The 11,158-nt window shown below is 65.5% G+C and carries 9 protein-coding genes and 1 pseudogene; 4 read left to right on the top strand and 6 right to left on the bottom strand.

The annotated features are described in order from the left end of the window. The 4 genes and pseudogenes from ABD339_RS33170 to ABD339_RS33160 all read left to right on the top strand — a co-directional run. The coding region (locus ABD339_RS33170; protein ID WP_344570895.1) for an AMP-binding protein at window positions 1-1,578 on the top strand (1,578 nt) is incomplete at its 5' end. 42 nt (window positions 1,579-1,620) lie between these two features. Then, on the top strand, window positions 1,621-2,262 hold the full coding sequence (locus ABD339_RS33985; RefSeq protein WP_425576173.1) for an NUDIX domain-containing protein: 642 nt from the start codon (window positions 1,621-1,623) through the stop codon (window positions 2,260-2,262). A 397-nt stretch (window positions 2,263-2,659) separates the two neighbouring features. After that, window positions 2,660-4,996, top strand: a complete 2,337-nt coding sequence (locus ABD339_RS33165) for a transketolase-like TK C-terminal-containing protein (RefSeq protein ID WP_425576174.1) — start codon at window positions 2,660-2,662, stop codon at window positions 4,994-4,996. A gap of 165 nt (window positions 4,997-5,161) precedes the next feature. After that, window positions 5,162-5,924 (top strand): annotated as a pseudogene (locus tag ABD339_RS33160) (carboxyl transferase domain-containing protein); the annotation flags it as partial. A 286-nt stretch (window positions 5,925-6,210) separates the two neighbouring features. Here the strand turns inward: ABD339_RS33160 and ABD339_RS33155 are convergent. The 6 genes from ABD339_RS33155 to ABD339_RS33135 all read right to left on the bottom strand — a co-directional run bounded on the left by ABD339_RS33155 (window position 6,211) and on the right by ABD339_RS33135 (window position 11,137). Further along, a complete protein-coding gene (locus ABD339_RS33155; RefSeq protein WP_344570893.1) occupies window positions 6,211-6,777 on the bottom strand; it encodes a TetR/AcrR family transcriptional regulator in 567 nt (188 codons plus the stop codon). Window positions 6,778-7,161: 384 nt separating this feature from the next. Further along, window positions 7,162-8,988 carry an AMP-dependent synthetase/ligase gene (locus tag ABD339_RS33150; RefSeq protein WP_344570892.1) on the bottom strand — a complete coding sequence of 609 codons (1,827 nt, stop codon included), beginning with the start codon at window positions 8,986-8,988 and terminating at the stop codon, window positions 7,162-7,164. Window positions 8,989-9,034: 46 nt separating this feature from the next. Continuing rightward, window positions 9,035-9,220 (bottom strand): flavin reductase, encoded by a 186-nt coding sequence (locus ABD339_RS33980; protein ID WP_425576172.1) that lies wholly within the window; start codon window positions 9,218-9,220, stop codon window positions 9,035-9,037. A gap of 26 nt (window positions 9,221-9,246) precedes the next feature. Continuing rightward, a complete protein-coding gene (locus tag ABD339_RS33145; protein WP_344570896.1) occupies window positions 9,247-9,513 on the bottom strand; it encodes a flavin reductase family protein in 267 nt (88 codons plus the stop codon). A 13-nt stretch (window positions 9,514-9,526) separates the two neighbouring features. Continuing rightward, entirely contained in the window at window positions 9,527-10,306 is a 780-nt protein-coding gene (locus ABD339_RS33140) for an enoyl-CoA hydratase/isomerase family protein (RefSeq protein ID WP_344570891.1), read from the bottom strand. A gap of 12 nt (window positions 10,307-10,318) precedes the next feature. After that, entirely contained in the window at window positions 10,319-11,137 is an 819-nt protein-coding gene (locus ABD339_RS33135) for an enoyl-CoA hydratase/isomerase family protein (protein ID WP_344570890.1), read from the bottom strand. Window positions 11,138-11,158 lie beyond the last annotated feature (21 nt).

The raw sequence follows: 11,158 nt of genomic DNA, 5'->3' as shown, positions 1-11,158 counted from the left end.
GGAGAACGCGCGATGACCCACGACGTGGACTCCTTGTCCTTCGAGCCATTGACCCCGACGTTGTATCTGGATAGAGCCACGGCGGCGCACGGAGACCGGGTCGCGGTGGTGGATGGGCAGTCCCGGTGGACCTATGCGGAGCTGCGTGATCGGTGTCAGCGATTGGCAGGTGGGTTGGCGCCACTGGCCGAAGGCTGCCCGGTGGCGGTGCTGTCGCCGAACACCCACGTGTCGTTGGAGGCGCATTTCGGAGTGCCGTGGGCGGGGGTGCCGCTGGTCGCGGTGAACACGCGGCTCGCGGTGGACGAGGTTGCCTACATCCTGGAGCACTCCAAGGCCGCCGTGCTGATCCACGACCCGTCGTTCGACGGGTTGGTGGACGAGGTCCTCACCCGGCTGGACGCTCCGCCGCACCGGATCCGCTCAGGGCGGGAGTACGAGGATCTACTGGCTGCTTCGGATCCGCTGCACCTGACCCCGACCGACGAGCGGTCTCTGCTGTCGATCAACTACACCTCCGGGACCACAGGTCGCCCCAAGGGCGTGATGTACCACCACCGGGGGGCGTTCCTGCAGGCCATGGCAATGGTGGGGCACACAGGACTGACGCTGTCGAGCATGTACCTGTGGACGCTGCCGATGTTCCACTGCAACGGATGGACATTCCCGTGGGCCGTGACTGCAGCGGCCGCGACGCACGTCTGCCTGCCGAAGGTGAACGCGGCGGAGATCTGGCGACTGCTCCAGGAGGAGGGTGTCACGCACCTCAGTGGGGCGCCGACGGTACTGTCGATGATGGCCTACGCCAATGAGGCCGCGTCGTTGGACCGCACGGTGCACATCGCGACCGGTGGGGCGCCGCCGTCGCCGGCGATCCTGCGTCGGACGGCGGAGCTTGGGTTCGAGGTCACGCACCTGTACGGGCTGACCGAGACCTACGGCCCGGCGATGCTGTGCGACTGGCGCCCGGAGTGGAACGACCGCGACGCCGAGGCAAAGGCGCGGCTCAAGGCGCGCCAGGGCGTCGGGAACATGATCTCGTGCGTGCCGCGGGTGATCGCGAACGATGGCACCGACGTTCCCGCTGACGGTGTCACCACGGGGCAGATCGCATTGCGCGGCAACAACCTCATGCTCGGCTACCTCGACGACCCGGAGGCCACCCTGGCAGCGGTGCCGGACGGGTGGTTCCGGACCGGCGACATCGGCGTCGTGCACGCTGACGGGTACGTTGAACTGCGCGACCGATCGAAGGACGTGATCATCTCCGGCGGGGAGAACATCGCATCGGTCGAGGTGGAGCAGGCGATCGAGGATCACCCAGCGGTGTTGGAGGTCGCGGTGATCGCCGTTCCGGACGAGCGCTGGGGTGAAGTCCCCGCCGCCTATGTGCGCTTGAAGGACGGTGCCACGGCCACTGAGGCGGAGATCATCGAGCATGTAGAGGGCAGATTGGCACGGTTCAAGGCGCCGAAAAATGTCACGTTTACAGAGCTTCCGAAGACTTCCACTGGGAAGATCCAGAAATTCGTGTTGCGCGAGAATGCCTGGGCCGGGTACGAGAGACGTATCCGGTGAACCAACAGCAGCGACGGTGGCCGGCAAGGCCGCCTTCAGGGAATGCCACATCTCCCGCTGTCGCACGGCCGACCATCCGGCGCTCATCAGAAATGGGACGAGTACCGCAGATCTGCCACACGCCAGGCGGAAAGGAATATCGGGTCGTATACGAGTGTCCCTACCGAAGGCGGTGACCGCACAGTGATTCAGCAAGCTTCGCAAAGGACTCAATCCCTGGACGAGTTCAGCCGACTCACGCCTCAAGGCCCGCGACACATCGTCGCCGTCATCCTTATGTGGCGAGGGCGCATCGGGTTGTTCAAGCGCAGTGGATCTGTCCAGCATGACGCAGGCCTGTGGCACTGCATCACTGGATATCTGGAAGCTGACAGCACCCCTGTACGGCAGGCAATCCAGGAGATCCGGGAGGAGACTCTGCTCCCCGCCCGCGCTCTGGAACACCTGACTGCGGGCCCTACGCTACGCCTGGCCGACCCTCGGGGCGGTCAGGACTGGACCGTGCACACCTTTGTGGCCTGTACCGGTCAGCGCCGACTCACTCTCAACTGGGAGCACGAGGCATACCGGTGGGTTCGGCCCCGGAGGCTGTCACAGTTCGACGGGCAAGTCGTATGGCTGTCGGATGTTTTGCAAGCGATAGACTCACTGCCGTCAGGCGAAACTCGTGACCAGGTCGCATAGATGTGCAGAGGTTCGATCGAGTCCGAAATCAAGTTGTCCGACTGCAGAATGCGGCTCCCTGAACTGCCCTCGCCATGGCAAGGGCAGCAGAACCGTGCAATCGCCAGCGCCGCCTGCCGCCTGCCGAAGGCGGTAGATGCGGAGGAATCCCGCACACGCTCATTCCGGCAGTGATTCCGAAAGGGCAGATGATCAGGCGTTGACGGCGTCGACAGGCCCTTATTGGGTCATGATGCACTGTGAATTCCTGCCAGCCAACGCAAAGTCTGAGCAGAAGGCTCAACTCGAAGGCAACGACTTGTGCATTCGCAGAGTCATGGGTCTACTTGCGGAGCACAGCGCAAAATTTCTTAAGGCATGGTGCCGAATGCGGAGGAGGTCTGTGATGGTCGCGGAAATGAGGTCGGCCGACGTCGACAGCTCTGGTCCTTCCCGGGCGGAGGAGCAGCTCGTCGTGCTGAAGACGGTTGAGCAACGGGTGCTGTGGCTCTCCACCGCGATCATCGATCATGCCAATCGGGTACGGCCGAATCCCACGGGTCTGAAAGTCGGTGGCCACCAGGCGTCCAGTGCCTCGATGACTTCCATCATGACTGCGCTGTGGTTCCATTCGCTGACCGCCGGGGACCGCGTCTCGGTCAAGCCGCATGCCTCACCTGTGCTGCATGCGATCAACTACCTGCTGGACGAGCTGGACGAGTCCTGTCTGACCACGCTGCGCGCCTTCGGCGGCCTGCAGAGCTACCCCAGCCGGTCCAAGGACCCCGACCCAGTCGACTACTCCACCGGCTCGGTCGGCATCGGTGCCACCGCCCCCCTATGGGGCGCCCTCGCGCGGCGCTATGTGGAGGGTCATTTCGGCGGTGCCGGCACAGGGCGCCAGTACTCCCTGCTCGGCGATGCGGAGCTGGACGAGGGAGCGATCTGGGAAGCCGTCCAGGACCCGATGTTGCCGGGCCTGGGCGAAGCAGTGTGGATCGTCGACCTCAACCGGCAGTCCCTCGACCGAGTCATCCCTGGCATCGCCGCGGACAAACTGCGAGACATGTTCGCGGCTGCCGGCTGGCAAGTGCTCACCCTCAAGTACGGCCATCTCCTTGAGGAGTTGTTCACCCGGCCTGGTGGCGACGCCCTGCGTGCTCGTGTCGACACCATGGACAACCCCGAGTACCAGCGCCTGCTGCGCTGCTCGGCCGACCAGCTGCGCGAGCGCCTGCCCGGCAACGGCTCCTCGGCACAGTCCATCGCCGAGCTCATCGCGGGCCTGGAAGATGCCTCACTGCTGGCGGCCCTGCGCAACCTGGGCGGCCACGATATCGGCGCTCTGATGGACGCCTATGACGCCGTCGACGACACCCGGCCCACTGTGATCTTCGCTTACACGATCAAGGGTTACGGGCTCCCCACCGAGGGCCACCCGCAGAACCACTCCTCGCTCCTGACAGCCGACCAGATGACGGCACTGGCCGGCCGCCTCGGACTGGATCTGGATCACCCGTGGTCCCGTTTCGCCGACGGTTCGGCGGAGGCGGCTCTGTGCACGAAGACAGCCCAGCGGCTGCGCCGCCCCGGATATGCACTGCAGCAAGCTCCCACGGTACCCATGGACCTCAGTCGAGCCGCGCCGACCGGCACCGGCAACACCCAGCAGGCCCTCGGACGCGTCCTGCTGGACCTCACCCGCCGGGCACCGGAGGCGGCGAGCCGGATCGTCACCGTCAGTCCGGACGTCAGCTCCTCCACCAACCTCGGCGGCTGGCTCAACAAGGTGGGCGTGTGGTCGCCCACCGAGCGCACCAACTGGTTCGCCGACGACGCTGAGACCATCCTGCACTGGCGTGAGCAGCCGGCAGGCCAGCACGTGGAACTCGGCATCGCCGAGACCAACCTGGTCGGCGTGCTCGGTGAGCTCGGCGCCACCTGGAGCCGCTGGGGCCAGCCGCTGCTGCCGATCGGCGTTGTCTACGACCCGTTCGTCAACAGGGCACTGGAGCCATGGTCGTTCGGCATCTACGCGGGCGGACAGTCGATACTGGTCGGCACCCCGTCTGGTGTCACGCTCGCCCCGGAGGGCGGCGCGCACCAGTCGATCACCACGCCTTCACTGGGCATCGAACAGCCCGGCTGCGTCACCTACGAGCCCGCGTTCGCGATCGACACCGAATGGTGTCTGCTTGCCGCCCTCGGCAACCTTGGTAAGACAGACGGCAGTTCGGCCTACCTGCGGCTTTCCACCCGCCCCGTGGACCAGACGCTCGCCGCTGTGCCCACCGACCCTGCCGCACGCGAACGCCGCCGTCGGCATGTGACCGCCGGAGCCTACCGGCTTCGGCAGCACGAGAAGCCCGTGGTGACTATCGCTGCAATGGGCGCTCTGGTACCCGAAGCACTAGCCGCCGCCGACCGCCTCGCCGCCCTCGGGCGAGCCGCCGATGTTGTGTGTGTGACCAGCCCTGACCTGCTGTTCCGTGCGCTCCAGGCCCGCCGCGGGCTGTCGGCGGACCCGACCTGGATCCTCGACCAGGTCTTCCCCCTCGACCGGGTCACGCCGCTCGTCACCGTCCTGGACGGCCACCCGCACACCTTGGCCTTCCTGAGCACCATCCAGAACGTTCCTGTCACCACCCTCGGTGTCACCAAGTTCGGCCAGTCCGGGGCGATCGAGGATGTCTACCGCTATCACAGCATCGACACCGACAGCATCGTCACCACCGTCCTCGACCTCATCGACTGAGCGAGAACCCGACAGCTCCTGCGTGAAGGGGCCGGCGCACGAGAGCAAACCGCGCTCACCCTCGCCGACAGCGTCCCCCATCACCACGCATCGCTGCGCCTCACCCGGGGAGCTGATTGCGGCAGTCACCATGCACAACTGGTCCGCCGCAAGATCCCCGACGGGATTCCTCTCACCCCGTCCGGCGGTACGGCCCTGTCCTGCCGAGAAGACGTACCGCCGGGCGGTTCCAGCTCAGCCGACCCGCACCATGCCATGGGAACTCCCGCTGCCCCGTCCAGCGGCGCGTCGCCTGCCGAGCTCGACGAGTTCGCCCCGCGGCGCTCCACCAACTTCGGCCTGGGGGAGAACCGCCCCACGGCGACGGCGTCGTCACCGGCTACGGCACCGTCGAAGGCCGCCCGGTGGCCGTCTTCTCGCAGGACTTCACCGTCTTCGGCGGTGCCCTGGGTGAGATATACGGCCAGAAGATCATGAAGGTGATGGACTTCGCGCTGAAGAACGGCTGTCCCGTCATCGGCATCAACGACTCCGGCGGCGCCCGGATCCAGGAGGGCGTCAGCGCGCTGGGCATGTACGGCGGGATCTTCCGCCGCAACACCCACGCCTCCGGCGTCATCCCGCAGATCTCGCCGGTCGTCGGCCCGTGCGCGGGCGGCGCCGTCTACTCCCCCGCCATCACCGACTTCACGGTGATGGCGGACCTCGCCCTCACCGAGGAAGACCGCGAGCTGGACACGATCGTCCCGGACAACGCGAACCAGCCTTCGACATGCACACCGTGATCGAACACGCCCTGGACGAAGCCGAGTTCTCCGAACCACAGCCGCCGTTCGCGCCGAACATCCTCACCGGCTTCGGCCGCGTCGATAGCCGCGTCGGCATCGTCGCCAACCAGGCGATGCAATTCGCCAGCGGCCTCGACATCTTGCTAGGTGCCGTGACCGGCGATGTTTGCCCGTCGAGGAGCGTCGTCGTGGGGGCACCGCCCGCGCGAGCGGAGCCAGAGGGTGAGTGAGGCGGTATGGCGTCTGGCTCGGTAACGTGCGACAAGTCTGCCGTGCCCGTCCCGCCGAGGCGGATCTGGTGGGGCTGTCGGCGAGCGGCATACAACCGTTCCCTCTTTCTCTTCGCCTCCCCGGCCGCCGTCTGACGTCATGCGCTCCGAAGAATCCACAGATCGCCGGCCGACTGCCGGGAGAGCCGGGACTGTCTCAGGAGCCGTGCAGCCCGTCGAGGATGACGCGGAGCGTGCGCGGCCCCCGGGCCGGGTCCGCAGGCAGGCCCAGGAAGCATCCGGGTGTGACCGCGGCCTGCGCCAGGAACGGGATGTCCTGCCAGTCCACGTCGTCCCGGAGCGCGTCGGCCTGCTGGGCGCGCTCGGTGGCCTGCTGGATGAGCTCCAGGAGGCGATGGCGCAGCGCGGCGATGTCGGGGCCACCGTGTGCGTCGAGTGTTCCGGACAGGCCCGCGTCCTCCGCCGTGCGGATGGCCAGGCCGCTGAGCAGCCGGGTGAAGCCCTCCCACGGGTCCGTGCGTTCCACAGAGTCTTCGGCGGTCCGGATTAGTTCGTTCAGGATGTCGCGCAGCACGGCCGCCATGAGTTGGTCGCGTTCCGGGAAGCGGCGGTAGACCGTGCCGACGCCCACCCCCGCTTCGCGGGCGATCTCGTGGTAGCTGACGTCCAGGCCCGTGGAGGCGACAGCGCGCCGCGCACCGGCCAGGACGAGCGCGGCGTTGCGCTGGGCGTCCGCGCGGGGCGCCCACGGGTGGATGGACAATCACAACTGAACCTGCGGTCTGGACCCGGAATCGACCTTCTGCGTACTCCTCGGCTTGGGCTCTCCGTAGTACAGAAACGGCCCCTTGCGGCAGCGGGCCGAAGCCGACGGGTTCGGGAATGTGGCTCATCGTTTGGCGAGGGGAAATTTCCGCTGGATCCAGCGGAGTTCACCGAAGGCGCAGCAGCACCTGGGCCACCGTTAGCGTCACCAGCCACAGATGACGGCACCGTCAGGCGTGGGAACGACCGCCCGGTCGTCGTTCAAAACGGAGCGTGCCATCAGAAGGGTGTCCCATCCTTTGCTCGTACATAGATCTCGAACGCCCTCCTCCCACACCTGCGGGCCGGCTTCACTTCACGCGATCTTCGTGGAATCAGCCGTCTAGTTCGGCTTAGAGCGCACGTGGTTCGCGATCGCCGCGTCATCGTTCGCGCCGTACATCTCGTCGATCAGCGTTGCGAACGAGCGCAGGACGGCATTGCGCTTCATCTTGCCGTTCGCAGTCCGCTCTCCATGCTCGGCCTGCAGGGGCCGCGGCAGAATGCAAAAATCCTTCAACTGCTCTACTCGGGCGAGGTCTGCGTTGACTCGGTCCACCTCCGCTCGCAGGCGTTCGGCCAGCGCTTCTGCCGACTGCTCGTCCACATTTGTGCTCGGCTCAAAAAGAACGGTGAGGTACTTGCGGCCGTCACCGACGACGATTGCTTCGTTGATCAGTGGGCTTTCCCGCAGCCGGGTCTCAATAGGCTGAGGATTGATCGTCTTGCCACCACGAGTGATGATCACATCCTTCTTGCGGCCGATGAGCCGGATGTCGCCCTGGAGTGTGCGCTCCATCAGGTCACCAGTGCAGAACCAGTCATCCTCGAAAACCTCCTCGGTCTCCGCAGGGTTGCGCCAGTATCCGGCGAAGAGCAGCGGCGCGCGGAGCAGCATTTCACCATCGTCCGCGACCTTCACCTGGAAGCGCGGGTCCGAGAACTCCTTGCCGATGAATCCTGGCCGAGGGAACTTCTGACTGAAGTGCGCGATGGGAGTGCCAGCGGTCTCGGTGAGGCCGTAACATTCGCGCAGGTCGAGCCCCCAGATCTGCCAAATTGCGAGGACGCTCTCGGGCATCGCAGCAGATGCGGTATAGGCGATTCGGACGCGATCCATTCCGACGGCTGCCCGTAGCGGCAGGAAAACTCCGCGAAGAGCGGCAGCGTACGCGATGCGCAGCAATAGCGAGGGCCGACGACGAGACCAGCGGAGCTCGGCCACCCTGCGGCCCGCCCACATCGCGGCGTCATAGGCGTAGCAGCGGAGTCGCGGCCAAGTTGCCGGCCGTGCGATCAGTTTGCCAGCAATCTTCTCGTAGAAGCGCGGCGGCCACAGCACCACTGTCGGCCGTACCGCGCGCAGGACATCCTCGTACTCAGAAATGCTGCAGTAGGTGACCACCAGTCGTGAGAGCAGCGGCGTGAAAACCGAGACCACCGCCGGCGCCACGTGGGCCAGTGGCAGGAAGCCCACCACATCGTGATCGCGGCTGATCAGCTGTGGGTAGAGGCCGATGACGGTCTGAATGGAGTGCTGAAGCGTGCGGTGCGAGTGTGTGACGCCTTTCGGCGCACCCGTGGACCCCGACGTGTAGAAGAGCACGGCGGGGTCGTCAAGAGAGCCCGCAGAAACCAGTTTGGACAGGCGATCCGGGCCGTCGGCGTATCGTGCTCCTTCTTCCCGCAGCGTCTCCCACCTTGTCCCCTTGATCCTCTGGGGCAGCTCAGGAGGGGCGTCGTCGATTCCGACCACCAGCTGCAGCTTCGGTGTGCGCGTGGCGATCCCCGCTATTTTGGTGAGGTCTGTCGTTGTCTCGCCGACGAAGGCGATCGCCTCGCTGTGCACGAGGAGTTGCTCGATCTCGGCGGGCGAGTTGGTCGGGTACACGCCGACCACGACGCCGCCGACACTCTGCACGGCCAGAGCGGTGAACACCCACTCCGGGCGGGCGCTGCTCAACACCGCGACCCGATCACCGTGTTTCACACCTTGCGCGGAGAGTCCGAGTGCCAGATCGCGCACTCGGTCCGCGTACGACTGCCACGTGACCGCCTGTGCAGCACCATCACGCCAGTAGCGCAGCGCAACGGTGTCAGGTTCTCGGCTCGCGCGATCGAGCAGCAACCCCGGCAGCGTCCGGGTCGGTTGGAAATTGGTCAGATCCATGAGACAGCCTCTCCTACAGAGCTGACAAGCCCGGGCCCGATGAGATTCATGCCGCTCTCTCCCCAAAAGAGGGTAAGCCGCCTCTGTACCAGGTCATCGGCTTGCTGCTACCTGTCCGCGTACCGTGCACCCGACCGATGGGGATCACCTGATCTCCGCCGGGCACGGTCTGCTTCCGTTCGCACCGGTTCACTGCCGCTGCATCGGACAGCAGCGGGATGACCTGCCTCATCGAATTCGAATTTGCCGTAGGCAAACTTATTCCCATTCTTTTTCGCGGATTTTATCGCCGATTCCGTGTGTGTCCGTCACGGTGTTCACGACGAAGTGCTTGGTCGCCATGAAAACAGGAAAGCAGTCCGCCCTTCGGTCCAGCCACACCAAAACGAGCGGGGGATCGAGAGACAAGAATGCGAAACAACTCGCGGTGCACCCGTGCAGTGTTCCTTCATCGCTTGGCGTCGTTATGATCGTCACGCCTGAAGGGAAATGGGCTAATGCCGAACGAAAGACAGCCGGGGTCAGTCCTTGAAATTATTCAATCACTGTACCCCTCGCGGGCAGCTCGGGCGGCAGGGTCAAGGAAGACTGTGCGGGCGTCGGCAACCGTGACGCGGAGCTGTTCTTCGTCTGACCAACCGGCAGTCCCTGAGCGAAGAGCACGCTTGAGCGCTGCGAACACGGCCGGCGGCTTCGCTGCTGCCTTGTGCGCATCCGCCAGCGCCGTCGAGAGCAGGTTGTCCTGGTCGACCACCTGGTCGACGATGCCTATCGCCTTCGCGTCGAACGCATCGATGGGCTCTCCGCCCAGCAAGAGTCGCCGGGCCGCACGGTCACCAAGGATTTCACGCACTTGAGCGATTCCCTTTACGGCCGGCAGCATTCCGTGCTCGATCTCAGGGAAGACGAAACGCGCTGTAGCCGACGAGTACACCACGTCAGCGAACAGTGCCATTTCGATACCCCCACCCACGCACCAGCCGTTAACCGCGCACACCAGTGGCCGGGGATAGTTCTCCAGTGCGCAGAGCAGCGCGTGGAACGACTTCATCCGCCCGGCCATCGCATCGGCGTTGAAGTCGATGGCCTCCTTCATGTCGCCACCTGCGCAGAAGAAGCGCTCGCCGGCGCCCGTCAGAACCAGCGCGGGGGCGTCAGGACCCTTGGCGAGGGTCTCCAGCTTCGCCGTCAGGTCGCTGACAAGCGAGTCACTGAGCGCGTTTGCGGGCGGGTGGTCCAGAGTGATGACAACCACGCGGTCCGCTTCATCGGACGCGTGGACAGCGCTGAGCGCTGTGTTGCACGAACCTGCGGTCATCCTCGTCTCCGGTTAGTTTGCCGGGGCGCTAGCGATGCGAGCGGAGGGGAAGTCCACAGGGCGCTTTTCCCGGAAGGCTTGGCGCGCTTCGGCGTAGTCGGCGCTGGCGAAGTCGATGATCTCGAGGGCCGAGGACAGTTCGTGCTGGGGCACCGCGTTGGTGAGCCAGGTGTTGAGTGCGCGCTTGGTGAATCGGAGAGCCTGCTGGGAACCACGCGCCAGCTGGGATGCGACCTCCATAGCACGGGGCAGTACCTGCTCACGGGGAACGGACAGACTCACGAGCCCGATCCGCTCGGCTTCGGCGCCGCTCAGCTTCTCGGAGGTGAGCACGTAGTACTTGGTCTTGGCCATGCCGACGAGCAGTGGCCAGATGAGTGCAGCGTGGTCGCCGGCCGTCACGCCGACCTTGGTGTGGCCCTCGATCAGCACCGCGTCGTCCGCGGCGATGCTGATGTCGGCAAGGAGCGCGGTCGACAGGCCGTAGCCGACTGCGGGACCGTTGATCGCGGAGATGATCGGCTTCTCGATGCGCAGGACGGTGGCAACCCGCTTGCGTTCCGTCTCCAGCATCGCGAGCGTCTGCTCGGGCGTGGGGTCGGGCTGCGCCACGTCCATCCCGGTACAGAAGGCATTGCCAGCTCCGGTGACAACCACGACCCGGGTCTGATCGTCGCGCTCGACGTCGGCCCAGATCTGGTTCATCTCCTCGAACATAGGCATGGTGAGTGAGTTGTACCGCTCGGGCCGATTGATCGTGATGAGGAGGACACCGTCGTCGCGGCGTTCGACGAGGACGTCGCCAGTGCCGTGCTGGTAGAGGTCACTCATCGCGCGTTCTCCTTGGTGTGG

The organism is Streptomyces axinellae, assembly GCF_039532135.1.
Taxonomy (GTDB): Bacteria; Actinomycetota; Actinomycetes; order Streptomycetales; family Streptomycetaceae; genus Streptomyces; species Streptomyces axinellae.
This window is presented reverse-complemented; position numbering and strand designations above follow the sequence as displayed.